Origin of the sequence: Amaricoccus sp. B4 (assembly GCF_043226085.1) — a bacterium.
GTDB lineage: Bacteria > Pseudomonadota > Alphaproteobacteria > Rhodobacterales > Rhodobacteraceae > Amaricoccus.
Genome location: NZ_CP171225.1, coordinates 1,437,543 through 1,461,228 on the forward strand (window position 1 = coordinate 1,437,543; position 23,686 = coordinate 1,461,228).

The 23,686-nt window shown below is 67.2% G+C and carries 26 protein-coding genes; 19 read left to right on the forward strand and 7 right to left on the reverse strand.

What is annotated here, in order from left to right; genetic code table 11:
* Positions 1-103: 103 nt before the first annotated feature.
* On the forward strand, positions 104-1,954 hold the full coding sequence (gene ilvD / locus ACF66B_RS06960) for a dihydroxy-acid dehydratase (protein WP_111430839.1): 1,851 nt from the start codon (positions 104-106) through the stop codon (positions 1,952-1,954).
* 102 nt (positions 1,955-2,056) lie between these two features.
* Here the strand turns inward: ilvD and cynS are convergent, their stop codons facing one another.
* On the reverse strand, positions 2,057-2,509 hold the full coding sequence (cynS, locus tag ACF66B_RS06965; protein ID WP_392664455.1) for a cyanase: 453 nt from the start codon (positions 2,507-2,509) through the stop codon (positions 2,057-2,059).
* 224 nt (positions 2,510-2,733) lie between these two features.
* Between cynS and ACF66B_RS06970 the strand changes: the two genes are divergently transcribed.
* The 3 genes from ACF66B_RS06970 to ACF66B_RS06980 all read left to right on the forward strand — a co-directional run bounded on the left by ACF66B_RS06970 (position 2,734) and on the right by ACF66B_RS06980 (position 7,019).
* Entirely contained in the window at positions 2,734-3,942 is a 1,209-nt protein-coding gene (locus ACF66B_RS06970; RefSeq protein WP_111430838.1) for an aminotransferase class I/II-fold pyridoxal phosphate-dependent enzyme, read from the forward strand.
* A gap of 1 nt (position 3,943) precedes the next feature.
* The gene (locus ACF66B_RS06975; protein ID WP_111430837.1) at positions 3,944-6,604 is read left to right on the forward strand and encodes a DNA translocase FtsK; all 2,661 of its coding nucleotides are present in this window, start codon (positions 3,944-3,946) and stop codon (positions 6,602-6,604) included.
* A 154-nt stretch (positions 6,605-6,758) separates the two neighbouring features.
* Complete coding sequence (locus ACF66B_RS06980) at positions 6,759-7,019, forward strand: hypothetical protein (RefSeq protein ID WP_162683343.1); 261 nt, start codon at positions 6,759-6,761, stop codon at positions 7,017-7,019.
* Between the two features lie 72 nt (positions 7,020-7,091).
* Here ACF66B_RS06980 and ACF66B_RS06985 read toward each other — a convergent pair whose 3' ends face one another.
* The 3 genes from ACF66B_RS06985 to ACF66B_RS06995 form a co-directional block, all read right to left on the reverse strand.
* Positions 7,092-7,355, reverse strand: a complete 264-nt coding sequence (locus tag ACF66B_RS06985) for a hypothetical protein (RefSeq protein WP_111430835.1) — start codon at positions 7,353-7,355, stop codon at positions 7,092-7,094.
* Positions 7,356-7,583: 228 nt separating this feature from the next.
* On the reverse strand, positions 7,584-8,333 hold the full coding sequence (locus tag ACF66B_RS06990) for an outer membrane beta-barrel protein (RefSeq protein ID WP_111430834.1): 750 nt from the start codon (positions 8,331-8,333) through the stop codon (positions 7,584-7,586).
* 107 nt (positions 8,334-8,440) lie between these two features.
* The gene (locus tag ACF66B_RS06995) at positions 8,441-8,992 is read right to left on the reverse strand and encodes a hypothetical protein (protein ID WP_392664458.1); all 552 of its coding nucleotides are present in this window, start codon (positions 8,990-8,992) and stop codon (positions 8,441-8,443) included.
* 455 nt (positions 8,993-9,447) lie between these two features.
* Between ACF66B_RS06995 and ACF66B_RS07000 the strand changes: the two genes are divergently transcribed.
* Positions 9,448-10,452 carry an AraC family transcriptional regulator gene (locus ACF66B_RS07000; RefSeq protein ID WP_111430833.1) on the forward strand — a complete coding sequence of 335 codons (1,005 nt, stop codon included), beginning with the start codon at positions 9,448-9,450 and terminating at the stop codon, positions 10,450-10,452.
* A gap of 18 nt (positions 10,453-10,470) precedes the next feature.
* Here ACF66B_RS07000 and ACF66B_RS07005 read toward each other — a convergent pair whose 3' ends face one another.
* On the reverse strand, positions 10,471-10,947 hold the full coding sequence (locus tag ACF66B_RS07005; protein WP_111430832.1) for an Lrp/AsnC family transcriptional regulator: 477 nt from the start codon (positions 10,945-10,947) through the stop codon (positions 10,471-10,473).
* Positions 10,948-11,122: 175 nt separating this feature from the next.
* On the opposite strand from ACF66B_RS07005, the gene ACF66B_RS07010 reads away from it, so the two are divergent.
* The 6 genes from ACF66B_RS07010 (at position 11,123) to ACF66B_RS07035 (ending at position 15,719) form a co-directional block, all read left to right on the forward strand.
* On the forward strand, positions 11,123-11,590 hold the full coding sequence (locus ACF66B_RS07010; protein WP_111430831.1) for an Rrf2 family transcriptional regulator: 468 nt from the start codon (positions 11,123-11,125) through the stop codon (positions 11,588-11,590).
* A 194-nt stretch (positions 11,591-11,784) separates the two neighbouring features.
* Positions 11,785-12,966 carry a sulfate ABC transporter substrate-binding protein gene (locus tag ACF66B_RS07015; RefSeq protein WP_392664461.1) on the forward strand — a complete coding sequence of 394 codons (1,182 nt, stop codon included), beginning with the start codon at positions 11,785-11,787 and terminating at the stop codon, positions 12,964-12,966.
* A 4-nt stretch (positions 12,967-12,970) separates the two neighbouring features.
* Positions 12,971-13,810 carry a sulfate ABC transporter permease subunit CysT gene (gene cysT / locus ACF66B_RS07020; protein ID WP_111430830.1) on the forward strand — a complete coding sequence of 280 codons (840 nt, stop codon included), beginning with the start codon at positions 12,971-12,973 and terminating at the stop codon, positions 13,808-13,810.
* Complete coding sequence (locus ACF66B_RS07025; RefSeq protein ID WP_111430829.1) at positions 13,803-14,090, forward strand: hypothetical protein; 288 nt, start codon at positions 13,803-13,805, stop codon at positions 14,088-14,090. The genes cysT and ACF66B_RS07025 overlap by 8 nt, the downstream gene beginning before the upstream one ends.
* Positions 14,083-14,988 (forward strand): sulfate ABC transporter permease subunit CysW, encoded by a 906-nt coding sequence (cysW, locus tag ACF66B_RS07030; RefSeq protein WP_111430828.1) that lies wholly within the window; start codon positions 14,083-14,085, stop codon positions 14,986-14,988. Before ACF66B_RS07025 ends, cysW begins: the two co-directional genes overlap by 8 nt.
* An 11-nt stretch (positions 14,989-14,999) precedes the next feature.
* Positions 15,000-15,719, forward strand: a complete 720-nt coding sequence (locus ACF66B_RS07035; protein ID WP_111430827.1) for a sulfate ABC transporter ATP-binding protein — start codon at positions 15,000-15,002, stop codon at positions 15,717-15,719.
* Positions 15,720-15,737: 18 nt separating this feature from the next.
* Here the strand turns inward: ACF66B_RS07035 and ACF66B_RS07040 are convergent, their stop codons facing one another.
* Complete coding sequence (locus ACF66B_RS07040; protein WP_111430826.1) at positions 15,738-16,718, reverse strand: LysR family transcriptional regulator; 981 nt, start codon at positions 16,716-16,718, stop codon at positions 15,738-15,740.
* A gap of 100 nt (positions 16,719-16,818) precedes the next feature.
* Between ACF66B_RS07040 and ACF66B_RS07045 the strand changes: the two genes are divergently transcribed.
* The 6 genes from ACF66B_RS07045 to ACF66B_RS07070 all read left to right on the forward strand — a co-directional run bounded on the left by ACF66B_RS07045 (position 16,819) and on the right by ACF66B_RS07070 (position 20,388).
* Positions 16,819-17,451 carry a sulfotransferase family protein gene (locus tag ACF66B_RS07045; protein WP_111430825.1) on the forward strand — a complete coding sequence of 211 codons (633 nt, stop codon included), beginning with the start codon at positions 16,819-16,821 and terminating at the stop codon, positions 17,449-17,451.
* A gap of 501 nt (positions 17,452-17,952) precedes the next feature.
* On the forward strand, positions 17,953-18,225 hold the full coding sequence (locus ACF66B_RS07050; RefSeq protein WP_111430824.1) for a GlsB/YeaQ/YmgE family stress response membrane protein: 273 nt from the start codon (positions 17,953-17,955) through the stop codon (positions 18,223-18,225).
* A 3-nt stretch (positions 18,226-18,228) separates the two neighbouring features.
* Complete coding sequence (locus ACF66B_RS07055; protein WP_111430823.1) at positions 18,229-19,296, forward strand: phosphotransferase; 1,068 nt, start codon at positions 18,229-18,231, stop codon at positions 19,294-19,296.
* A gap of 53 nt (positions 19,297-19,349) precedes the next feature.
* Positions 19,350-19,529, forward strand: a complete 180-nt coding sequence (locus tag ACF66B_RS07060) for a hypothetical protein (RefSeq protein WP_111430822.1) — start codon at positions 19,350-19,352, stop codon at positions 19,527-19,529.
* Positions 19,530-19,630: 101 nt separating this feature from the next.
* Positions 19,631-19,810: a hypothetical protein gene (locus ACF66B_RS07065; RefSeq protein ID WP_111430821.1), complete on the forward strand. Its 180-nt coding sequence runs from the start codon at positions 19,631-19,633 to the stop codon at positions 19,808-19,810.
* A gap of 101 nt (positions 19,811-19,911) precedes the next feature.
* On the forward strand, positions 19,912-20,388 hold the full coding sequence (locus tag ACF66B_RS07070; RefSeq protein WP_392664466.1) for a DUF2380 domain-containing protein: 477 nt from the start codon (positions 19,912-19,914) through the stop codon (positions 20,386-20,388).
* Positions 20,389-20,626: 238 nt separating this feature from the next.
* Here ACF66B_RS07070 and ACF66B_RS07075 read toward each other — a convergent pair whose 3' ends face one another.
* Positions 20,627-21,313, reverse strand: a complete 687-nt coding sequence (locus tag ACF66B_RS07075) for a GntR family transcriptional regulator (protein ID WP_111430820.1) — start codon at positions 21,311-21,313, stop codon at positions 20,627-20,629.
* A 130-nt stretch (positions 21,314-21,443) separates the two neighbouring features.
* Here ACF66B_RS07075 and ACF66B_RS07080 point away from each other — a divergent pair, with 130 nt between their 5' ends.
* Together ACF66B_RS07080 and ACF66B_RS07085 are read left to right on the forward strand one after the other, a co-directional pair.
* On the forward strand, positions 21,444-22,211 hold the full coding sequence (locus tag ACF66B_RS07080) for an aspartate/glutamate racemase family protein (RefSeq protein WP_111430938.1): 768 nt from the start codon (positions 21,444-21,446) through the stop codon (positions 22,209-22,211).
* A complete protein-coding gene (locus tag ACF66B_RS07085; RefSeq protein WP_111430819.1) occupies positions 22,183-23,586 on the forward strand; it encodes an NCS1 family transporter in 1,404 nt (467 codons plus the stop codon). The genes ACF66B_RS07080 and ACF66B_RS07085 overlap by 29 nt, the downstream gene beginning before the upstream one ends.
* Positions 23,587-23,686 lie beyond the last annotated feature (100 nt).

Genomic DNA, 23,686 nt, shown 5'->3' on the forward strand with positions numbered 1-23,686 from the left:
GCGGGACACCGGGGCGTTGGACTCTTTTCCGCCAAGCGCGTATGAGGTGCAATCTTTGAGCCGAACCGGCCAGACGCACTGGCAAGACGCAACGGGAAGAACCATGCCGCACTATCGCTCTCGCACCTCGACTCATGGCCGCAACATGGCAGGCGCGCGCGGACTCTGGCGCGCGACCGGCATGAAGGACAGTGATTTCGGCAAGCCGATCATTGCGGTGGTGAATTCCTTCACGCAGTTCGTGCCGGGCCATGTGCATCTCAAGGATCTCGGCCAGCTCGTCGCGCGCGAGATCGAGAGCGCGGGCGGTGTGGCGAAGGAATTCAACACCATCGCGGTCGATGACGGCATCGCCATGGGCCATGCGGGGATGCTCTATTCCCTGCCCTCGCGCGAGCTGATCGCCGACAGCGTGGAATACATGGTCAACGCCCATTGCGCCGATGCGATGGTCTGCATCTCGAACTGCGACAAGATCACGCCGGGCATGCTGATGGCCGCGATGCGGCTCAACATCCCGGCCGTCTTCGTCTCGGGCGGCCCGATGGAAGCGGGCAAGGTCGTGCTCAAGGGCAAGGAGGTCGCGCTCGACCTCGTCGATGCGATGGTCGCCGCTGCCGATGACAAGGTGACGGACGAGGACGTCGCGACCATCGAGCGCTCGGCCTGCCCGACCTGCGGCTCCTGCTCGGGGATGTTCACCGCGAACTCGATGAACTGCCTCACCGAAGCACTGGGGCTTTCGCTGCCCGGCAACGGCTCGACGCTGGCAACGCATGCCGACCGCAAGCGGCTCTTCGTCGAGGCCGGCCATCTCGTGGTCGATCTCGCGCGGCGTTATTACGAGCAGGACGACACCAGCGTGCTCCCGCGCTCGATCGCGAGCTTCGAGGCCTTCGAGAACGCGATGAGCCTCGATATCGCCATGGGCGGCTCGACCAACACGGTGCTGCACCTGCTGGCCGCGGCGCAGGAGGGCGAGGTGCCCTTCACCATGGATGACATCGACCGGCTTTCGCGCCATGTGCCCTGCCTCTGCAAGGTCGCGCCCGCGAAGCAGGACGTGCACATGGAGGACGTTCACCGCGCGGGCGGGATCATGGCGATCCTCGGCGAGCTCGACCGGGCGGGGCTGCTCCACACCAAGTCGCCGACGATCCATGCGCCGAGCCTTGGTGATGCGATCGCCCGCTGGGACGTGCGCCAGACCTCCGCCGAAAGTGTGCACACCTTCTATCGCGCGGCACCGGGTGGCGTGCCGACGCAGACCGCCTTCAGCCAGGACCGGCGCTGGGACGATGTGGATCTCGACCGGGAGACCGGCGTGATCCGCGAGAAGGCGCATGCCTTCAGCCAGGACGGCGGGCTCGCGGTGCTCTCGGGCAACATCGCGCTCGACGGCTGCATCGTGAAGACGGCGGGTGTGGACGAGAGCATCCTGACCTTCTCGGGCCCCGCGAAGGTCTACGAAAGCCAGGATGAGGCGGTGAGCGCGATCCTGACCGGCAAGGTCGTCGAGGGCGACGTGGTGGTGATCCGCTACGAGGGACCGCGCGGCGGGCCGGGGATGCAGGAGATGCTCTATCCGACCAGCTACCTGAAATCGAAGGGGCTCGGGAAGGCCTGCGCGCTCGTCACCGACGGCCGCTTCTCGGGCGGTTCCTCGGGGCTCTCGATCGGGCATGTCTCGCCGGAGGCTGCCGAAGGCGGCGCGATCGCGCTGGTGCGCGACGGCGATGTCATCGACATCGACATCCCCGGCCGGACAATCAATCTCAGCATCAGCGAGAGCGAGCTCGCGGAGCGCCGTGCCGAGATGGAAGCCCGCGGCCCCAAGGCCTGGAAGCCCGCGTCGCGCGAGCGCAAGGTCTCGACCGCGCTGAAGGCCTATGCCGCCTTCACGACGAGTGCGTCCCGTGGCGCGGTGCGCGACCTGAGCCGGTTCGAGGACTGATCCGGGCGGGCGAGCGCGCCCCCGCCGGATCGCGCGAGAAACAGGGGAAAGGTGCCACGCTCCGGCGCGGCGCCTTTTTTCGTGGTGTGGCGACCGCGCGGCCTACCAGGAATTGTAGCTCAGGTATTTGCCCGACATCTCGACCTTCACGCGATCGCCCTTCGGGTGTTCGACGCGCTTCACCTCGAGATCGAAATCGATCGCGGACATGATGCCGTCGCCGAACTTCTCGTGGATGAGCGCCTTGAGGCTCGGCCCGTAGACGCCGACGATTTCGTAGAAGCGGTAGATGCAGGGGTCGGTCGGCACGGTTTGGGACCAGATCTTGGTCGGGCTCTCGGTGAGGATCGCGGCGGCCTCCTGCGGCAGGCCGAGCGCGGTGACGAGCAGATCCGCCTTTTCGGGCGGCATCGCGTTCATCCCCATGGCGGCGGAATGGGTCCAGACCGGCGACATGCCGATCCGCTCCGCGATTCCTTCCCATGTGAGCCCCGCCTGTTTCTTCGCCGACAGGATCATTGCCGTCACGTCTTCCCGAGTCATGTCTTCGGCCATGCGCAGTCCATCCTTTCTGGGGTATCTCCAAGCGGCGCTCCGGACGGCCGCTGCGCCGCGCCGGGATGCTCGCAGGTGCAATGTTAACCCGGGCCGGGGCCTTGCGCGCAAGGCCCGAGGCGACCCGCGCCGCGCCGGAAGCCGCAAATCTCTGGACCGGACAGGCGCGCGCCGGTAGGATAAGGAGAACGGGGCAGCAACAGACCCCGATCCAGAGGCGACAGATGCAGTATCCAGAGCGGTTCTCCGAGCTGCCGGAATACGCCTTTCCGCGGCTGCGGAGGCTTCTTTCCGGTGTGGCCCCGGGCGGCCCAGAAATTCTCATGACCATCGGCGAGCCGCGGCATCCGCTGCCGGCCATGGTCGGCCCCGCCATTGCCGCGCATGTCGCGGACTTCTCGCGCTATCCGCCGAACGAGGGCCTGCCCGCGCTGCGCGACGCGATCACCGGCTGGTTCGGGCGGCGCTATGGCGTGACGCTCGACCCGGCGCGGCAGGTTGTGCCGCTCAACGGCACCCGTGAAGGATTATTTAACGCCGCCATCGCACTCTGCCCGGAAACAAAATCGAGCAGTCAGCCGGCGATCATGATGCCGAACCCGTTCTACCAGTGCTACGGCGTGGCGGCCCTTGCCGTCGGCGCGGAACCGGTGATGGTTCCGGCGACGGCGGAAACGGGCTTCCTGCCCGACTTCGGGTCGCTCCCGGCGGCGGTGCTCGACCGGGTCACGCTGGCCTATGTCTGCTCCCCCGCGAATCCGCAGGGCGCCGTGGCGGATCGGGACTACTGGCGGGGGCTGATCGCGCTTGCCGAGCGGCACGATTTCCGCATCCTCGCCGACGAGTGCTATTGCGAGATCTATCGCGACACGGCGCCCGTGGGCGCGCTCGAGGTGGCGCAGGAGGTGGGCGCGGACCCCGAGCGGGTGCTGGTCTTCCATTCGCTCTCGAAGCGATCGAGCGCGCCGGGACTGCGCTCGGGCTTTGCCGCCGGCGGGCCGGAGACGATCGCCGCCCTGCTGCGGCTGCGCGCCTATTCCGGCGCACCGCTGCCGCTGCCGCTCCAGCATGCGGCGGTGGCGCTCTGGTCGGACGAGGCGCATGTGATCGAGAACCGGCGGCTCTATCGCGAGAAGTTCGAGCTGGCCGACGAGATCCTCGGCGGGATGCCGGGCTATCTCTCGCCGCAGGCCGGGTTCTTCCTCTGGCTCGATGTGGGCGACGGCGAGCGGGCGGCGGTCGAGATCTACCGCCGAACCGGGGTCCGGGTGCTGCCCGGGGCCTATCTCTCGCGCGATGCGGCTGATGGCTCCAACCCGGGGCGGGCCTATGTGCGCGTGGCGCTGGTGGCGGAGGCCGCGGAGGTCGGAGCCGGGCTCCGGGCGATCCGGACGGTCATGGAGACGGACAACATTCAGGAAAGGACGGTCTGAGATGGCGGCACGCAGCAAGGCCAAGCGCCGGGCACCGCTCGTGGAAAGCGATACCGAAGAGGCGCTGCGCCGGCGCGGCACGGAGCTTCTCGGCCTGATCCTTCTCGGTCTCGGGGCCCTCGCCTTCATCCTGATCTGGACCTATTCGCCGGATGATCCGAGCCTCTTCAACTCGACCGACGCGCCGCCACAGAACGCACTGGGGCTGGTGGGCGCCTGGATCGCCGATCCGCTCTTCCGCGCGCTCGGCTGGGCCTCCTACGGCATTCCGGCGGCGCTCATGGTCTGGGGCAGCCGGCTCGTGCTGCATGCGGGCGAGACCCGTGCGGTAAGCCGGGCGCTCGCCACCCCGGTCGCGATCCTCGCCGCCGCGGCCTTTGCCTCAACCCACGTGCCGCTCGCGGGCTGGCCGAACGATTTCGGACTCGGCGGCATGCTGGGCGATGCGGTGCTGGGGAACTTCCTCACGCTGCTGCCGCTGGGCGTCCGGCCGGCGCTGCTCACGGCGAGCTTTGCGCTCGGGGCGGTGTTCATCGTCACCACGGCATTCGCGCTCGGCGTGACGCTGCAGGAGGCGCGCCGCTTCCTGCGCTATCTCCGCGACGGCTCGATCACGCTCTATGCCGGGCTGCATCGGCTGACCGGCCGCGCCGCGAAGGGTGTCGCCAGTGGCGCGCGTTCGGCACAGAGCTATGCCTCCGAGCGCCGCGCCCGCCGCGCCGAGGATACCGTCGCGCCGCCGCTGCCGAAGCCCTCGCGCCGGTCGGGCGGCATCCCCCCCTTCCCGGCGCGCGCCGAGGCCGAGCCGATGCCCGCGGCGCGGCCCGATGAGGATGGCGTGATGGCAAAGATCACCGCCGCCGTCAGGGCCCGCGCCGAGGCCGATGCCGAGCGCACGCCGGTGCTGCGCAACACCCCGCCGCTCTCGGCCGGCACGGAGACGACGGCCGCCGCCGCGGCACCGCGCGCCTCCCTGCGCGCCCGGGAGCCCATCCCGGATTTCGAGGTCGAGGACGATGACGACGAGATCCTGATCGAACCGGGCGAGAGCCGGGTGAAGAAGGCCGGGCCGAAGCCGTCGCTGCGCAAGAGCCTCCGGGCGCGGGCCGAGGAACAGCCCGAGCTTGCGCTCAACGGCGAGGTCGAGATGGAGGAATATGCCCCTCCTGCCCTCTCGCTGCTCCAGCATCCCGACAGCATCGTGCGGCACGTCCTCTCCGACGAGGCGCTCGAGGAGAACGCGCGGATGCTCGAAAACGTGCTCGACGATTACGGCGTGCGCGGCGAGATCGTCTCGATCCGGCCCGGCCCGGTGGTGACGATGTACGAGCTCGAACCGGCGGCGGGGCTGAAGGCCAGCCGCGTGATCGGGCTTTCGGACGATATCGCGCGCTCGATGTCGGCGCTCGCCTGCCGCGTCTCGACGATTCCGGGCCGCTCGGTGATCGGGATCGAGCTGCCGAACGATCACCGCGAGAAGGTGCTCCTGCGGGAGATCCTCGCCGCCAAGGCCTATGGCGACAGCACCCATGCGCTGCCGCTCGCGCTCGGCAAGGACATCGGCGGCGAGCCGGTGGTGGCAAACCTCGCCCGCATGCCGCATCTGCTGATCGCGGGCACCACCGGTTCGGGCAAGTCGGTCGCGGTCAACACCATGATCCTGAGCCTCCTCTACAAGCTCTCGCCCGACGAGTGCCGGCTCATCATGATCGACCCGAAGATGCTCGAGCTTTCGGTCTATGACGGCATCCCGCATCTGCTGTCCCCCGTCGTCACCGACCCCAAGAAGGCGGTCGTCGCCCTCAAGTGGGTGGTGGCGGAAATGGAGGAGCGCTACCGCAAGATGTCGAAGATGGGCGTGCGCAACATCGACGGCTACAATGCGCGGGTGCGTGATGCGCTCGCCAAGGGCGAGGCCTTCACCCGCACGGTGCAGACCGGCTTCGACGACGATACCGGCGAGCCGATCTTCGAGAGCGAGGATTTTCACCCCGAGACCATGCCCTACATCGTCGTCATCGTCGACGAGATGGCGGACCTGATGATGGTCGCGGGCAAGGAGATCGAGGCCTGCATCCAGCGGCTGGCGCAGATGGCGCGAGCCTCCGGCATCCACCTGATCATGGCCACCCAGCGGCCTTCGGTCGATGTCATCACCGGCACGATCAAGGCCAACTTCCCGACCCGGATCTCCTTCCAGGTGACCTCGAAGATCGACAGCCGGACCATCCTCGGCGAGATGGGGGCCGAACAGCTCCTCGGCATGGGCGACATGCTCTACATGGCGGGCGGTGGGCGGATTACCCGCGTGCACGGGCCCTTCGTCTCGGACGAGGAGGTCGAGGAGGTGGTCCGCCATCTGAAGGCGCTCGGGCCGCCCGACTACGAGTCCGGCGTGATGGACGGGCCGGAGGCGGAGACCGAAAGCGAGATCGACCTCGTGCTCGGGCTCGGCGGCAACACCAATGGCGACGATGCGCTCTACGATCAGGCCGTTGCCATTGTCGCCAAGGACCGCAAGTGCTCGACCTCCTACATCCAGCGCAAGCTCGCCATCGGCTACAACAAGGCCGCGCGGCTCGTCGAGCAGATGGAGGACGAGGGCGTGGTCAGTCAGGCCAACCATGTCGGCAAGCGCGAGGTGCTCGTTCCCGAGCGCTGAAACCCCGGCGGGCGGCGCGGGCAGCCGCGCCCCCTCCCCTGCCCCGGCCGCCGGAACGCAACCGGGCCGCAGCACAATCCGGCGGCGGCTCGCCCTTGCTTAGGGCAGGACGGGCGGAAGTCATGCCTTCGTGTCGATCGGTGAAATGGCGAGGATGGGACTCGTCCGGGCGGTGTCGGCGCCGGTCTGGCTGCTCGGCTTCATCGGGACGTCAGAGATCGCGGGTGCGCTCACACGGATCGGGCCATGGCTTGCGCCGCTCGCGGCACTCGGGCTGCCTCTGATCCGGTTTCCGGCGATCCCGCGTCACATCATCTGGGGCGAGATCCGGATGTGGGCACCGGCCAACTTCGCGGCGCTGGCGCTCTCGCTCTTCGCCCTGCGGCGGAAGGCGCCGATCGCGCCGCGGGCCTGACGCAGGGCAGGCCCGCGGCGACGGATGCGGGCACGACAGGGATGTCCCCTCCCGTGCCCGGTTCGTTCCGGATTATTCCATGTAGCCCTTCACGACGTCGATCACGAGGACATCGACCTGGTCCTTGCAGTCGGCGGTGAGCTTTTCATGGATGGCGGCCGCAGTGAGGTTTTCCTGCTTGTCCATTTCCGAGGTCTGGGCCTCGATCCGGGCAATGGTTTCCATCTGGGCGGCGTTGTCCATGAGGGTGTAATCCCCGCACGTGACTTCTTCCTGAGCGAATGCGGGCAGGGCGAAAAGGCCAGCCACGGCAGCAGAAACGAGAATGACTTTCATGGTATTTCCCTCAGTCTGGAGTGAGACACCGGGGTCTGACGCCAGTGTCCCGGGTTGAAGCGGTTCTCTCGCACGCCCCGCCCAGGGCAGGAGGCGCGAAAGGGGGTTGCGGCACGCCGGAAGCGCGCCGCCGCATGCCCGCCGCCATCCACGCGCCGGGCGGGTATCCCCGGCCGGGCAGGATCGGATGGTGCGGTGCATCTGGTCATGAGGGGCCCTCCCGGCGCCTCAGAAACGGTAGGAGACGCCGATCGCAGGGCCGTTGAGCTGCACCTGCAGGTCGCGTCCGTCGATTTCCTTCTGGATGTCCAGGTAACGCCAGCCGCCCAGCACCGACCAGTTGTCGTTGAAGCGGTAGGCCACGGTCGCGAGCGCCTGCCAGGTCGAGTCGTTGCTGCCGTCGAAGCCGCCGAAGTCGAAGGCAGCGGTACCGACCCACTTGTCGGTGAAGGCGAAGCTGCCGCGCGCGCCGAAGACGGGGTCGGTCCAGCTCTCGCTCAGCTCCCGGCTTTCGCCCGGCAGGCGGCCGGGGGCGAACGAGACGTCGACCTTGGCATCATAGTAGCGGAAGCCGCCCAGCAAATCGAGCTTGAAGCGATCGGTCTCGTAGGCGCGGAAGGCGGCATAGCCGCTCAGGGCCATCACCTTGGTATCGACCTTGGCCGAGGAAAACAGCCGGCCGAAGGGCGTGTCCTCGGTCTGGGAGAGGTCGGAGTAGATCACATCGACGATCGCGCCCCAGCGCCCCTTGCGCGCTTCTGCCGAGCCCATGAAGGCGAAATCGAGGTCGGAGAGCGCGTCACTGCCGCTCGTATCGCTATCGACGGTGCCGAAGCGGGTATCGACGGAGGTCGAGAGCCCCGGCAGCCAGGCGTAGGGCGTGATGGTGAACTCCCAGCCGGTGTCCTGCGCCGCCAACGGTCCGGCCGCGAGCAGCAGACCCGTGGAGAGCAGCGAGGTCAGGGAGAGGTTCTTCATGAGGGTCGTACCTTTGCGATTGCGGTTGCAAGACCGGGGTCCGTTGTGGCGGGATACCGGGGAAATCATGGGGAACATGCCGGACCTCCTTTCCGGTTTGCCGCGCCTCAGCGGAACACGGCGCGGCGGTAGGCGCGCCGGTCGACACCCGCAAAGGAGACGGGCGTCAGCGGCATGCCGATGATGTCGATGAAGAGCGAGGCGTTGTCGGCGAGCTCGGGCATGTCACCGCTCAGGATCTCGACGGTGTAGTGCAGCTGATCCCCCTCGAGGACCGGATCGTGGAGCTCGACCACCACCTGGTGCAGCGTGCCGTCCTCGAGGATCGAGAGGTCGGCGTTGGGCGGATCGGAGAGGAAGCTGTCGCTGCCCTCGCTCCAGAACGGCACGAAGGCCGAGGTGCTCATGTTGCCCGCGATCCGCTCCGGCCGGTCGGTGAAGAAGAGGGTGACGGGGCTCACGTGATCGAGGGTCAGGCGGTTCTGGTCCGCCGAATAGGCCATGCCGCCGGAGGTCTGGACGAAGAGGAAATCGGCGGTCGGGGTTGCGGAGTCCTCGGCCCCGGCGCCTGCGGGCTCGGCGGCTGTCTGCGCGAGGGCGGGGCTGGCAAGGCAGAAGGCCGCGGCGAGGGCGGCGGCAAGGCGGAAGGCCGGGGTCATCCTGTCTCTCTTCCTCAGGGGGGCGGGCGCGCAGGCTCTTGCGGCACTGTCTGGCACCGGCGGCGGGGTGAAACAGCCCCTGCCCGGCGCGCCGGGCGCCAAGGCCCGCAGCGTTCTTGCGGTGCGGTCGGGGGCGGGTTCGGCGGGGCGTGCCGGTCGGGTGGGAAGTCGAAGGCTGTTCATCATCTTACCGCGAAAGGTGCCGAATGCCGACGGCATGGAGCGAGCGGGATCATAGCGGCAGGGCACTCGACGATTCTGCCCATTTCGTGCCAATTCGCATCACGATATGAGCACGGGAAATCATCGGGCCCGCAGCCCGGCGCGAAAGGCGCCCGGACAGGCTTTCGCGGCCTCCCGCGCCTGTGCTAACGTCTGCCCAGGCAGATTCAGGTACCCATGCAGACCGATCATTCATCCGGAATGCACTTCCTGTGCACCAGGACCGCTAAGTAATGAGGCGTGTGCCCATCGCCCGGGCCGCCCATCTGATTCTCTATACGGACCTTTTGCGCGCCATGGGTGCGCCGGTCGATCGCGATCTGGCCCGGTCGCATCTGCCCTCGCGGCTCGAGGACATGCCGGATGCCTATATCAGCGTGCCGCTCGGCCTCGATTTCCTCGCCCGCTGCGGCAAGGACGCGATGCCGACGGAGCTTGGCTTCCTGGCCGGCAACCTCATGACGCTCGGGACCTTCGACCGCGCGGTGCAGGCGGCGATCCTCGCACAGCCGACGGGGTTTGCGCGAATCGAGGCGCTGTCGCGCGTCGTCCATCGCGAGAACAGCGCGGTGAGGGTGCGAATGCGGCGGGAGGGCGCGCAGGTCCGGCTCATCTGTGATCTGCACGTGCCCGCGGAGATGGGCTCCACCGCCTATTCCGAATGGCTGAAGCTCCATGCGATGATCTCGATCGTCCGCAGCGTTGCGGGGGCGGGCTGGTGCCCGGCGGAGATGACATTCGTCTGCGCCGGCAAGCCCGTGACGGAACTGCTCGAGGCCTTCGGGAACACGCGCATTCTCGTGGGCCAGCCGCACAACTCGATCCTGCTCTCCTCCGAGGTGCTGGCGCGGGTCTGCCCGCAGCATCCGGCGACACGGGCCGCCTCCCCCCCGCAGGAGGAGGCGGTCTTCGAAGCCTGGGATTTCGTCGCGGCCATCCGTGCCGCGATCCTGCCCTATCTCGGTGACGGACATCTCGACATTGCGCTGGCGGCAAAGATTGCCGGCATGAGCAAGCGGACGTTCCAGCGCCGGCTGGAGAAAAATGGGCTGACCTATCAACAGATCGAGCAGCAGGTCCGGTTCGGAGCCGCCTGCAAGCTGCTGGCCGATCCGGATAACAAGATCATCGATATCGCGTTTGCCACCGGCTACGGCAATCCGCAGCACTTCACCCGCGCCTTCCGCCGGATCGCCGGGATCACCCCCTCGAGCTTCCGCGACATCGCCGCCCCCTGAGCCCTGCGGCCGCGCGGGTCAGGAGGCCGCGATCAGCCCCTCGAGCGGCAGGGCGGTCGTGGTGCGGACCGTCTCCAGCGCGAAGAACGAATTCACCCTGCGCAGGCGGATGGCATCGGTCAGCTCGGCATAGAAGCGGTCGAAGGCCGCCATGTCCGGCACGACGATGCGCAGCAGGAAATCGTGGTTCCCGGCGAGGCGATAGACATCCCGCACGGGCTCGAGCTTCCCGACCGCCTCCAGAAAGGCCTTGCGCCACTCGGCGGTGTGCTCGTCGGCCTCCACCATGACGAACGCGGTCAGCGAGAGGCCGAAGGCATCAGGCGAGAGCAACGCGGTGCGGGCCCGGATCACGCCCGCCTCCTCGTGCTTCTGGATGCGCTTCCAGCACGGGGTCTGGGAGAGGCCAACCTGGTCGGCGATTCGTGCGACGGGGATCGTCGCGTCCCGTTGCAGGAGATCGAGGATCTTGAGGTCGATGCGGTCGAGTTTCATGCCGTTTCCCTTTTGCCGACATGGGCGGGCAGAACGAGTCGTGGGCCAGCATGACAGAACGCCTCATAATGTCGATAGTCTTTATCGTGTTTTTGCAGGTTCGCTTTTCCGAGGGCGGCTGATAAAGACGATATTGATAATTGATACTCGTCATTTCCAGGACCACCTTGCGCGGATGATTACCCACAAGACCAAATACGCTCTGAAATCCCTCATGGTTCTTGCCAACGAGAAGGCCAGCGATGGCGAATCCCTGCGCATCGAGGAGATTGCAGAGCGCTCCGGCGCGCCGAAGCGGTTTCTTGAGCACATCCTTCTCGACCTGAAACGCGCGGGCCTCATCGGCAGCCGCCGTGGACGCAATGGGGGCTACGAGCTCATCAAGGATCCGCGGCGCGTCTCGCTTGCCGAGATTCTGCGGCTGATCGACGGGCCTCTCGCGCCGCTGCAGTGCCTGTCGCGGCGGGCCTATCAGCGCTGCGAGGACTGCAAGGATGAAGAGGCCTGCAAGGTGCGGGCGGTTTTCGGCGGGTTCTATGCCGCCTACATCCTGATGATCGAATCGCTGACGCTCGCCGATCTTCAGGAAGATTCGGAGCCGCTGGAGCGCCTGGCCGCTCCGGAGCGCATCAGCGGAGAATGATCCCCTAAAATCACGACCAAAAAGAACGTGATTTTTCCTTTGATAATCACGACCAATCCTGTCGTTATTGTGGCATCACACGGCGCAAGCGGCGTCCGGAGTGCGGGAGGCGGGCAGAAACCCGGCCCCGCCGGACGCAACTGCGCGCCGACCTGGCACCTGACTGCCGCCAGGGATCAGCGAAGGATTGACCGATGTACCGCACCATTCAGCTTGGCTCTCATGCCTTTGCCCGCGGGCGCTTCGTCCGCAGCCTTGGAGATGGCCGGATCGAGATCGAGACGGGCCAAGGGCGCCTGACCGGCCTGCCCGCCTTCGTACCCGCCCGGCGCGCCGATCTCCGGCAGCATCGGACGCGCGCCGCGGTCTTGCGGCGGCAACGAAGCGGCGCGCTGGCCGTGTTCGCGACGCTCGGGATCGCTCTTGGCGCCCCCGCCCCGCTCCGCGCCCAGGAGACGGTTCAGATCCTCAACGTCTCCTATGACCCTACGCGCGAATTCTACCGCGATTACAACACGCTCTTCAACGAATGGTGGACCGCGCAGGGCCATCCCGCAGTGAAGATCGAGCAATCCCATGGCGGCGCGGGTGCGCAGGCGCGCGCAGTGATCGACGGGCTCGACGCGACGGTGGTGACGCTGGCGCTCTCGGCCGATATCGACGCCATCGCCGAGCGGACCGACCGCATTCCGGGCGACTGGCAAGAGCGTCTGCCCCACAATTCCGCGCCCTATACCTCGACGATCGTCTTCCTCGTGCGCGAGGGCAATCCGCGCGGCATCGCGGACTGGGATGATCTCGTGCGCGACGATGTGCAAGTCATCACCCCCAACCCGAAGACCTCGGGCGGCGCGCGCTGGAACTTTCTCGCCGCCTGGGCCTATGCCGAGAAGAACAACATCGCGCCGCGGGAGTTCGTCGGCGCGCTCTATCGTCACGTGCCGGTCCTCGACACGGGCGCACGCGGCGCGACCACGACCTTTACCCAGCGGGGTATCGGCGATGTTCTGCTGGCCTGGGAGAACGAGGCCTTTCTCGCGCTCGACGAACTCGGCGATGATGCGTTCGACATCGTCGTGCCCTCGGTCTCGATCCTCGCCGAGCCGCCGGTGACGCTGGTCGATGGAAACATCACCTCGGACGCGCAGCGCGCTGCGGCGGAAGCCTATCTCCAGCACCTCTACAGCCCCGAAGCGCAGGCGCTGGCGCTGCACCACTACTACCGGGCCTGGGACACTTCGGCCGCGGCGCCGGAGGATGTCGCACGTTTTCCCGAGGTGACGCTCGCCACCATCGCCGATTTCGGCGGCTGGCCGAAGGTGCAGCCAGAGTATTTCGGCGACGGCGGCATCTTCGACCAGATCTACGAGGAGTGATCCGATGCGGGTTGGCATTCTCCGCGCGCCCTCGCCGCTGCCCGGCTTCGGGCTGAGCTTCGGGATCACGATGACCGTGCTCTCGATCGTGGTCCTGCTGCCGATCGGCGCGCTGCTGGGCCGGGGGCTGATGATCGGCCCGGGCGAGCTCTGGGACATGGTGAACTCCCGCCGCATCTGGGCGGCGCTGAGCCTCTCCTTCCGCGTGGCGCTCGCCGCCTCGCTCTTCAACCTCGTCTTCGGGCTCGCGCTCGCCTGGGTTCTGGTGCGCTACCGCTTCTGGGGCCGGCGGTTCATCGATGCGGCCGTGGATCTGCCCTTCGCGCTGCCAACGGCGGTGGCGGGCATCTCGCTCACCGCCCTCTATGCACCGAACGGCGCCTTCGGCCAGGCGCTCGCGCCCCTCGGGATCCAGGTTGCCTATTCCGAGCTCGGGATCTGGATGGCGCTGGTCTTCATCGGCCTGCCCTTCGTGGTCCGGACCGTCCAGCCCGTGATCGAGGAGCTCGACCGCGAGCTGGAGGAAGCCAGCGCCACGCTCGGCGCGCAGCGTCTCGCCACGCTCCGCCGGGTGATCCTGCCGACGCTCACGCCGGCGCTTCTTACCGGCTTCGCGCTCGCCCTGGCGCGCTCGGTGGGGGAATACGGCTCGGTGATCTTCATCGCGGGCAACCTGCCTTTCAAGACCGAGATCGCGCCGCTTCTGATCGTGATCCGGCTCGAGGAATACAACTACGACGCCGCAACAGCGATCGGCATCGCCATGCTGGTGATCTCCTTCGCGATGCTTTTCGCCATCAACGCCATCCAGATCTGGAGCAGACGGAGGATCGGACTTGTCTAGACCAGCTTTCCCGACCACCCGCGCCGATGATGCCGGCCCGCACCCGCGCGGCCTCACCCCGGAAGCGGGCCTCGCCATCGCCTTCCTCGGCGGCTTCGCCGGCCTCACGGGTGCAATCTTCGCCCTGGTGGGCAACGGCACCCCCTGGCTCGCGCTCGCGATCTATCTCGTCGTCGGACCGGCGGTCACCGTCCTCTGGGCGGCCCTGCTCGCCTGGGTCAGCGGCAGGCTGCGCCTGCGGGCCTTGCCCGAGCCCGCCTGGAGAGAACGTCATGTCTGAACTTGCCCTCGCCTCCGGCGGCGCGGGAGTTCCGCGCCCCACGCGCCCCTCCCGCCGACACAAGGAGATCACGACCGAGCCGCGCGGTGTGCGCATCGCGTTGATCGGCACGGTACTTGCGCTGATCTCGGTCCTGCTCTTCGCTCCGCTTCTCGCCGTCTTCGGCGAGGCGCTTCGGCAGGGCTGGGCTGCGTCGGTCGAGGCGCTTGCCTCGCCGGATGCGTGCTCCGCGATCCGCCTCACGCTCATCGTCGCGGCGATCGCGGTGCCGCTCAACGCAGTCTTCGGCATCGCCGCCGCCTGGTCGATCACGAAGTTCGACTTCCCCGGCAAGACCTTCCTCGTCACGCTGATCGACCTGCCCTTCTCGGTCTCGCCGGTTGTCGCCGGTCTCGCGCTGGTGCTGCTCTTCGGTGCCAATTCGACGTTCGGGGCCTGGCTCGTCGCCCATGACATGAAGATCGTCTTCGCGTTTCCCGGCATCGTGCTCGCCTCGATGTTCGTGACCTTCCCGTTCGTGGCCCGCGAGCTCATTCCGGTGATGATCGAGCAGGGCAGCTCGGAGGAGGAGGCCGCGCTTTCGCTCGGCGCGAGCGGGTGGCGGAGCTTCCTCACCGTGACGCTCCCCAACATCCGCTGGGCGCTGCTCTATGGCGTGCTGCTCTCGACAGCGCGCGCCATGGGGGAGTTTGGCGCTGTTGCGGTGGTCTCGGGCAAGATCCGCGGCGTCACCACGACCATGCCGATCATGATCGAGATTCTCTACAACGAGTATCTCTCGGTCGCGGCCTTTTCGCTCGCCGGCGTGCTCGCCCTGCTCGCGCTCGTCACCCTTGCCCTCAAATCGCTCCTCGAATGGCGTCATGCGGATCTGCTGGCGGCCACTCGGCGGCACTGAAAGGACATGCGATGCATATCGATATCGAGGAACTCGCCAAGGAATTCGGCACCGAACGGGCGCTGCATCCGGTCTCGCTCTCCATTCCATCGGGCGCACTCATCGCGCTGCTCGGTCCGTCGGGATCGGGCAAGACCACGCTCCTGCGCATCCTCGGCGGGCTCGAGTTTCCCACCTCCGGGCGGGTGCTGTTCGACGGCCAGGATGCCACCGGACTCACCGTGCAGGAGCGGCGGGCGGGGTTCGTCTTTCAGCACTATGCGCTCTTCCGGCACATGACCGTCTTCGAAAACGTGGCCTACGGGCTGCGGGCGCGGAAGCGCAGGGAGCGTCCGACCGAGGCCGAGATCGGCCGGCGGGTGAACCGGCTGCTCGACCTCATCCAGCTTCCGGACATCGGCGGCCGTTATCCGAACCAGCTCTCGGGCGGCCAGCGCCAGCGGGTCGCACTGGCCCGCGCGCTGGCGATCGAGCCGCGGATGCTTCTGCTCGACGAGCCGTTCGGGGCGCTCGATGCGAAGGTGCGCAAGGAGCTGCGCCAGGGTCTGCGCGAGATCCACGACCGCACCGGGATCACATCGGTCTTCGTGACCCACGACCAGGAGGAGGCAATGGAGCTTGCCGATCTCGTCGTCGTGATGTCGATGGGCCGGATAGAGCAGGCGGGCAAACCGGCCGAGATCCGCGCGAAACCGGCAACCGCCTTCGTGCGGGACTTCATCGCGGCCTGACCCGAGGCGGGGCGACGCTCATGCGCGCGGCGCCCCCTTCCCCATCGCCCGGTCGATCCAGCGGGTCGCGAGGGTGACCTCCGCCTTGCGGTGCAGCTCGGAAAACGTCTCGATCACGAGATTGCGGAACCAGCGGCTTCCAGGGTCGTTGCTCAGCCGGAAACTCCAGAGAAAGCGCAGCGGCATCGGTGCAATCTCTACCGGGGGCTGCAGCGCCAGGATGTCGTATTCCTCCAGCACATCGACCATGGTGATGGGCGGCAGGGTCGCGATGAAGTCGGTCCGCGCAAGCAGCGGCCCGAGGGAGGCGAAATTCGGGATCCGCGCCCCGATCCGGCGCGTGAGCCCGCTCCCGCGGGTCACCTCATCGACCGGGCTCGGGCTTCTCGTATCGACGGAGACCTTCACATGCGGCCAGGTCTTCCAAGCCGCCGGCCCCCAGTCCTGCGCGGCCGGGTGATCCCGCCGCATGTAGGTCATCCAGGTGTAGGGTTGCCCCTGATGCGCCTCGACGCCTTCGGGCAGCGGCGCCGAGCCCGCAAGCTCGCAGATGTCGATCTGGCCGCCCGCGACCATTGGCAGCATGTCGGCACTCGGGGTCAGCCATTCCACGGCCACTCCGGGGGCCTCCCGCTGCACCCGCGCATAGATGTTCGTGAGGAAGGCGCGCGAATTGTCGGGAAAGGCGATGCGGAACTGACGGCGGCTCGTCGCCGGATCGAAGGGTTCGGGCGGCGAGACGACATGCTGGATGCTGCGCAGGATCGGCACGATGTCCTCGTGGAGCCGCAGTGCATAGGGGGTCGGCGTCATCCGCCCGCCGGCCTTGATGAGGAGCGGGTCGCCGAGTTGCGCGCGCAGGCGGGCGAGCGAATGGCTGACGGCGGACTGCGTGCGGCCCAGATCCTCGGCGGCGCGGGTCACGTTCCGTTCGCGCATCAGCACGGTGAAGACCACAAGCAGATTGAGATCAAGCCGGCTCAGATCGATTTCGCTCATGATGCATGCAATCTATTCGTTAGACAGATTACAAGTTTCATTCATGATCCGGAGCACGGCAAGCCGGAAATGGCTGAAGCCGCAACGGGAGGAGAGGATCATGACGGTGAAGGTGATTGGTGCAGGTGTCGGCCGGACGGGCACATATTCGCTGAAGGCTGCGCTCGAGCGGCTCGGGTTCGACCCCTGCTACCACATGACCGAGGTCATGGCGCACATGCCGCAGGCGCTGCCGCTCTGGCAGGCCGCGGTGAAGGGCAAGGCCGACTGGGCGAAGATCCTGGCGGGCTATCAGAGCGCCGTGGACTGGCCGGTCGCGGGCTTCATTCCGGAGCTTTATCAGGCCTATCCGGATGCGAAGTTCATTCTCACGCTTCGAAGCCCGGAAAGCTGGGCGGCGAGCTTCAGCGAGACGATCTATGCGCTCTGCGCGCGGCAGAACGAGGCGCCGCCGCACATGCAGGCCTGGCTCGACATGGCGGTCGCGGTCATCAGCGCGACGGGGTTCCCGCCCGGGCTCGATGGGGCGCAGCTGGCCGCCGCCTTCACGGCGCATAACGAGAGGGTCAAGGCGACGATCCCGCCGGAGCAGCTTCTGGTCTTCGAGGTACGGGAGGGCTGGGAGCCGCTCTGCGCCTTCCTCGATGTGGACGTGCCCACAGAAGCCTTTCCGCGCACCAACGACCGCTCGGAATTCTGGGAACTGGTCCGGCAGGGCAGCGAACCGGCCTGACCGGAAACCTTACCCCCTTGATATTTCTATGACTTCAACATGGGAGGCTACAGGCGTCGCGTCTCGCCCAGCGCCGCCCCAGGCTGAAACGGGTTGCCGGAAAGCGGCGACCCGTCGAGTTCGTCGGCCTCGCGACAGGGGCGCAGCATCAGGAACCCCTCGTCTCGCGCAGGTCGTGCAGCTGGGTACGAGACGGGGCGTTCCGGCGGGCACTGCATTCGGCGTTCCGCAGGCGCAGACGCGGGTGAGCGAGGCGATGGACCGCTTCATGAGCGGTTCCCATCCGCAGATCCTGCCACACCACCGGCCGTCCGATGCGGCCGGTCGGGCCGGGACGCCGGACGGGAGCAAGGGGCGGAACGTCTTCGTCGTGACCCGTTGACTCCGGCCGGGCGGTGGGCAGATTCTTCCCGTTCGCCGCCTGCACATCCTATGCACATCGTATGCACGCCCCATATGCATGAAACGGCGCAAGGCCGCGGACGAAAGGAGCAGAGGGACATGGAAGGATTTCTTCAGGCAATCGGCGGGATCGGGCTCGTATTGCTGGTCGTGATCGGCCTGCTGGCGGGATGGCTCGCCTCGGTCGTCGCGGGCGGGCGCAACCGGGCGGGGTATCTCGTGCTCGGCGTGCTGGCCGCGGTCGCGACGCCTTTCGTGCTCGCCGCAATCGGCGTCGGCGTACTGGCGGCCGGCGGGCTCGCGGCGATCCTCGTCGCCGCGATCTTCGGCGCGGTCGTCGTGCTGGTGCTGGCGAAGTTCATCTTCGACTAGGCGATGACCGGAAGGCCTCCGCTGCCGGCGCGTCTCCGGATCGCGCTCAGCGCGCTTGGCGCCCGGCGGGCGCGGGCGCGCGGCGATCTCGAGAGTTATCGCCGCCACATCCTCGCGATCATTGATCTGGCCTTCGGACAGGCCCCGGAAGATCCCGCCGACGCGGAGGCATCGTGCCTGCGCGGGGCGCTGACCGAGTTCCGGCCGCTCGGCGGCACCAAGGGCGGCTTCTTCGCCTGCCTCGCGACCGATGCAGCGGGCACGACGCGCTTCGTCAAATGCGTGCCGACGCTCGGGCGTGAGATGCGGTTCTGGGACGCCTGGGAGCGCGGGGAGATCGCCGTGGAGGGCGCGCATTACCGCCTGCTGCCGCCGGTGGCGCGACAGCGCGGGCGGCTTCTGAGCCTGCTGGTCTTTCCCGACCTCGGGCCAAGCCCCGGCCTCACGAAACGGCGGACCTCGCGCTACACCGGCAATCTGGAGATCGTGGTGCGCGCGATCGCGGATTTCAACGCCAGCCACGCGGGCGCGGCGGCGCCGGCGCTCAAGGTTTCGGCCGGGGCCAAGGCGCACCGGGTGCCGACGCGGCGGCGTATCGTCCGCACGCTTTCGGTCGACCGGCGCTCGGCGCGCCGGATCGCCCGGTCGCTCCGGGCGGTGGAAGCGCGCTGGGGCGCGCTCAGGCAACGGCTTTACGGCGGGCCGCTCTGCCTCAGCCACATGGATTTCGGGCCGGGCAACATCCTCATCCAGCCAGACCAGCGGCCGGTGATCCTCGATTTCGGCCACGCGGCGCTGGCCCCGGCCGGATCGGACCTGCACACAGTGCTTCGCTATGCCCGGAAGGGGGACGGACCGGTCGATCCGGAGCGGCTGGCGGCGATTTATGCCGAGGTCTTCGCCGCCCGGGGGATCGCCGTCGAGCGCACGGCGGTCCTCTTCGCGGCGGAGACCCATTTCGCCTCGCGCTACCGCAACCTCCGGCTCGGCAGCACGCGGGACGTGTTCGACGAAGCACTGCACCTTTCCGAAGCGCTTGTGGGGGCGCGGGCGCCCAGGCGGGAACCCTGAGCCCGCACCCCGCGTTCTCTGCCCGAACAACAAGACAAAGGGGAGATAGGGCCATGGCCTTGCGATTGACCGGACTGTTCGGGGCGATGCTGCTGCTTGCCGCCTGCGGCGATACTGTCGGAGAGCGCGCCGCGACCGGCGGGGTTGGTGGCGCAGTCGTCGGCACAGCCGTTGGCGGCCCGATCGTGGGCACGGCAGCGGGCGCGACCATAGGTGCGGTGACCGCCGACTGATCTTGGCGCGCAGCAGATCCGATCAATTCGCGCAGCCGAGGCATTGATCCGGCTAGGGTTTTCGGGCAGGCTCAGGCCGATTGAAAGCCTCGGGAAAACCCATGTCCCTGCGTCTGCGCCTTCTTCTCTGCCTCCTGATGCCGGCCCTCGCGGCCTGCGGCAATACGGTCGAACAGCGCGCGGCCACCGGCGCGCTTGGCGGCGCGGCGGTGGGCACGGTGCTTGGCGGCCCGATCGTGGGCACCGCTGCCGGGGCGACAGTCGGGGCACTTTCCCACTGAAGTGTGACAGACGGGCGGGCGCTGCGCCGGAAGGATGGGTTCGCAGGCGCCACCCGCCGAGTATCATCTCCGTGACATGACAGGAACGGGAGGGCGGCACGATGCGGCGGGCGATCTGGGGTATGGCGATACTGGCGGCGATGGCACTGGCCCCGGAGGCACGGGCCGAGCGGCTCGCGATCCTGCCGGTGAAACTCCTCGACACCTCGGGCGAGGCGCAGGACCAGACCGCGGCGCATGACGCGCGGCTTGCCGCGCTGACCGAGGGACTTGCGCGCGACATGGCCTCGCAGGGGTCCGAAACGGTGGTGATCACCGCCGATAAGGTCGCGGCGGCCTGCCCGCGCGAGGTGCCGCAGTGCCTTCTCGATCTCAGCCGGGAGAGCGGTGCGGAGCGCGCGCTCTTCTGCTCGGTGCTGAAGACCTCCTCCCTCATCATGCAGATGTTCGTCCAGGTGGTGGATGTGGAGAGCGGCCAGGTGGTGCAGCGCCGCGACCTCAACTTCCGCGGCGACAATGACGAGAGCTGGGCCCGGGCCGAGGCGTTTCTGGTGAAGAACCTCGCGACGGGGGAGTGAGGCTCATCGGGTCACGCTCACGATGGCCTGGGGAGCAGCGGCCGCGCAGGAGTGGTGCGGATCCGGGAGGGTCATGGTGAAAACGGGGCGTTTCACCGTGAAAATTTTGCCATCTCTCTGATATATCTTGATAAAATCACTCATGATTCATTAATGGTGCCTTGGAGGCCGGCTTTTGTCCGGGCGGGAGGGGCGTTTTTGCGGGCGATCCTGGCCTCTGGTGCCCGGGAAGGGGCGGTCAGGTCGGGATGACGATCGGGCCGAGGAGGCTCGACAGCGCGCCGCGAGGTTTCGGGGCGCCGGCGAAATCCACCGCCGCCTCGATATGGCGGAGATGCGCCTCGATTTCCCGGCAGACCGCGGCCTCGTCGCGGCGCTCGATCGCATCGAGAATGCCCGCGTGCTCATCGACGGCGCAGAGGCTGCGCTGGTCGCTGCCATAGAGCCCGAGAACGAGGGAGGTGCGCATCGTGAGTTCCTCCAGATATTGCGACAGTACCGGATTGCGCCCGACCTCCGCCAGGATCAGGTGGAACTGGCGCGAGAGACGAATCGCGAGCGCGCGGTTTCCGGCGGCATTCGCCTCGTGTTCCTGGGCCAGATTGGCCCGCAGGCGGGCATGATCGGCAGGGTTTGCAAACTGCACGACATTTTTGCAGATCGTCATCTCGATGGCGCGCCTTGCCTCGAAGACGTGCCGGGCATCGGCCTCCGAGGGGGTGGCGACATAGGCGCCCCTGTTCGGCAGATGTTCCACGACGTGATAGCCGGTCAGCGTGGCAAGCGCGCGCCTTACCTGCGTGCGATTGCAGGAAAATATCTCGCTCAGCGACTGCTCGCCAAGCTTCGTTCCAGCCCGGAGCTTCTGGTCTGCGATGGCGTCGAGAACATGCTCGACGATCTGCTGTTCGGGTGACTGGCTCATTGCATCCCAAATAGCCAATCGTTGCGATCTGTTCAATATTTTCGGTGGAATCGTTTGTTGTCGATAATTGAATCCAAAAATTGTGAACAATTATGATAGACAGGGAGTGCGCATGACACAGGAGGCTCCCCTGAAACTCTGCATCATCAACCCCAATTCAACCGTCCGCATGACCGAGACGATCGTGAAGGCCGCACGGTCGGTTGCGGGCCCCGGCGTCGAGATCATCGGGCGCACGGCCCATGGCGCGCCGGCGAGCATCGAAGGCCACCGCGACGAGGTGATGTGCGCGCCGTATCTCCTTGCGGAGGTCCAGAAAGCCGAGGCCGAGGGCGCGGATGCGATCGTCGTGGCCTGCTTCGACGATCCGGCCATCGGCGCCTGCCGGGAGCTGGCAACCGGGCCGGTGATCGGGATCTGCGAGGCAGGCATCAAGGCCGCCAGCATGATCGCCACCTCCTTCACGGTGATCACGACGCTGTCGCGGACGGTGCCGCTCCTCGAGGAGCTGGTGCATCGCTACGGCCTCTCGACCCAGTGCCGCAACGTGCGCGCGGCCGATGTTGCGGTGCTCGCGCTCGAAGCGCCGGGCAGCAACGCGCGCGCCCTGATCCAGGCGGAAATCACCCGCGCCATCGAGATCGACAAGGCCGAGGCCATCGTCCTCGGCTGCGCCGGCATGGCCGATCTCGCCGCGGAACTGAGCCGCGAGAACGGCCTGCCGGTGATCGACGGCGTTGCCGCTGCCACGAAGTTTGCCGAGGCTCTTGTTGGCGCCGGTCTGCGCACCAGCAAGATCGGCGCCTATGCCGCGCCGCTCGCAAAACAGCCTGCCCCTTCCAACCCGAATACCAGACAAGGAGACGTGAATGAACGAGATCAAGCATTCATCGGATAACGGCCTGTCGGGCGGTGGCGCCGTCGTGGAGGACAAGCCCTTCGGCGAGGAGAACCTCGCCCCCCAGAAGACACGGATCATGGACCCCTGGTCCTATCTCTTCGCCTGGCTGGGCGGCTGTGTCTCCATCGGCACGTTCACGGTCGGCTCCGGCCTCGTCGGCACGCTCAATCTCGTCCAGACCATCGTCGCGATCACCATCGGCTGCCTCGTCATCGGGCTCGCGCTCGCGATCAATGGCCAGGCCGGGCACAAATACGGCATCCCGATGATGGTGCAGGCGCGGACCTCCTTCGGCTTCACCGGCAACAAGCTGCCGGCGCTCGTCCGCTCCGTTCCGGCGATCGTCTGGTTCGGCTTCCAGAGCTGGGTTGGCGCCGGCGCGCTCAATCTCGTCTCCGCGACGATGTTCGGCTTCGACAGCGTGATCTTCTGGTTCGTCGCCTTCCAGTTCCTGCAGATCGGCCTCTCGATCTTCGGCTTCCACGGCATCAAGTGGGTCGAGAACATCGGCTCGGTCTTCATCATCGGCGCGCTGATCTACATGTTCGTCTCGGTGCTGAACCGCTATGGCGATGCGATCGGCACCAACCTGGTGGATGCCGAGGGCACCTGGGGTGCGCCGTTCTGGGGGGCGACGATGCTCTTCATGGGGATCTACGCCACCATGATGCTCAACGTCTCTGACTACAGCCGCGAGCTTCACAAGACCGTCGGGCCGTTCCGGCAGGTGATGATCTATGCCAACTCGATCCTGCCCGCGACGCTCTTCATGGGCATGATCGGCATCATGGTCTCCTCGGCCACCGGCGTGGTCGATCCGATCGATGTCTTCGCCTCCGCCGTGGACAACCCGGTGCTGCTGGTGGTGACGCTGCTCTTCATCGCCTTCGCGCAGCTCACGACGAACATCCTCAACAACGTGGTGCCGCCGGCCTATGCGCTGATGGAGACCTTCGGGCTCAGCTTCCGCAAGTCCGCCGTCATCGTCGGCCTTCTCGCCTTCTGCGCCTTCCCCTGGGAGCTGGTGAAGGACGAGAGCGCCGCCGGGCTCAACCTCTTCATCCAGACCTATTCGGCCTTCCTCGGCCCGATCTTCGCGGTGATGGTGGTGGACTACTACGCGATCCGCAAGCGCACGCTCGATATCGCCGCCCATTACGACGCGACGGGCCCCTACGCCGGGATCAACTGGGCGGGTGTCATCGCCTCGGCCATCGGCGTGGTCTTCGCGCTGATCTTCTCGGGAATCTCCTGGTATGCGAGCCTGATCCCGGCCGGCCTCAGCTACTACCTGCTGATGCAGTACATGCCGTCGGCGCAGCGTTTCCGCCCCGAGGGGAACGCCGAGCTTCTCGCCACACCGGCCGAGTGAGCCCGGCGGGGATCTCCCCCGCCCCGAGAGACAACCGGCCGGGCCGCCTCGCAGCGGCCCGGCCTTTTTCGTCGGTGGCGCGCCCCTTCCGGGCCCGGTG

Coding starts and splice junctions, on each gene's coding strand:
- ilvD (WP_111430839.1), top strand. CDS start 104: ATGCCGCACTATCGCTCTCGCACCTCGACTCATGGCCGCAACATGGCA.
- cynS (WP_392664455.1), bottom strand. CDS start 2,509: ATGGCCGAAGACATGACTCGGGAAGACGTGACGGCAATGATCCTGTCG.
- ACF66B_RS06970 (WP_111430838.1), top strand. CDS start 2,734: ATGCAGTATCCAGAGCGGTTCTCCGAGCTGCCGGAATACGCCTTTCCG.
- ACF66B_RS06975 (WP_111430837.1), top strand. CDS start 3,944: ATGGCGGCACGCAGCAAGGCCAAGCGCCGGGCACCGCTCGTGGAAAGC.
- ACF66B_RS06980 (WP_162683343.1), top strand. CDS start 6,759: ATGGGACTCGTCCGGGCGGTGTCGGCGCCGGTCTGGCTGCTCGGCTTC.
- ACF66B_RS06985 (WP_111430835.1), bottom strand. CDS start 7,355: ATGAAAGTCATTCTCGTTTCTGCTGCCGTGGCTGGCCTTTTCGCCCTG.
- ACF66B_RS06990 (WP_111430834.1), bottom strand. CDS start 8,333: ATGAAGAACCTCTCCCTGACCTCGCTGCTCTCCACGGGTCTGCTGCTC.
- ACF66B_RS06995 (WP_392664458.1), bottom strand. CDS start 8,992: ATGACCCCGGCCTTCCGCCTTGCCGCCGCCCTCGCCGCGGCCTTCTGC.
- ACF66B_RS07000 (WP_111430833.1), top strand. CDS start 9,448: ATGAGGCGTGTGCCCATCGCCCGGGCCGCCCATCTGATTCTCTATACG.
- ACF66B_RS07005 (WP_111430832.1), bottom strand. CDS start 10,947: ATGAAACTCGACCGCATCGACCTCAAGATCCTCGATCTCCTGCAACGG.
- ACF66B_RS07010 (WP_111430831.1), top strand. CDS start 11,123: ATGATTACCCACAAGACCAAATACGCTCTGAAATCCCTCATGGTTCTT.
- ACF66B_RS07015 (WP_392664461.1), top strand. CDS start 11,785: ATGTACCGCACCATTCAGCTTGGCTCTCATGCCTTTGCCCGCGGGCGC.
- cysT (WP_111430830.1), top strand. CDS start 12,971: ATGCGGGTTGGCATTCTCCGCGCGCCCTCGCCGCTGCCCGGCTTCGGG.
- cysW (WP_111430828.1), top strand. CDS start 14,083: ATGTCTGAACTTGCCCTCGCCTCCGGCGGCGCGGGAGTTCCGCGCCCC.
- ACF66B_RS07035 (WP_111430827.1), top strand. CDS start 15,000: ATGCATATCGATATCGAGGAACTCGCCAAGGAATTCGGCACCGAACGG.
- ACF66B_RS07040 (WP_111430826.1), bottom strand. CDS start 16,718: ATGAGCGAAATCGATCTGAGCCGGCTTGATCTCAATCTGCTTGTGGTC.
- ACF66B_RS07045 (WP_111430825.1), top strand. CDS start 16,819: ATGACGGTGAAGGTGATTGGTGCAGGTGTCGGCCGGACGGGCACATAT.
- ACF66B_RS07050 (WP_111430824.1), top strand. CDS start 17,953: ATGGAAGGATTTCTTCAGGCAATCGGCGGGATCGGGCTCGTATTGCTG.
- ACF66B_RS07055 (WP_111430823.1), top strand. CDS start 18,229: ATGACCGGAAGGCCTCCGCTGCCGGCGCGTCTCCGGATCGCGCTCAGC.
- ACF66B_RS07060 (WP_111430822.1), top strand. CDS start 19,350: ATGGCCTTGCGATTGACCGGACTGTTCGGGGCGATGCTGCTGCTTGCC.
- ACF66B_RS07065 (WP_111430821.1), top strand. CDS start 19,631: ATGTCCCTGCGTCTGCGCCTTCTTCTCTGCCTCCTGATGCCGGCCCTC.
- ACF66B_RS07070 (WP_392664466.1), top strand. CDS start 19,912: ATGCGGCGGGCGATCTGGGGTATGGCGATACTGGCGGCGATGGCACTG.
- ACF66B_RS07075 (WP_111430820.1), bottom strand. CDS start 21,313: ATGAGCCAGTCACCCGAACAGCAGATCGTCGAGCATGTTCTCGACGCC.
- ACF66B_RS07085 (WP_111430819.1), top strand. CDS start 22,183: ATGAACGAGATCAAGCATTCATCGGATAACGGCCTGTCGGGCGGTGGC.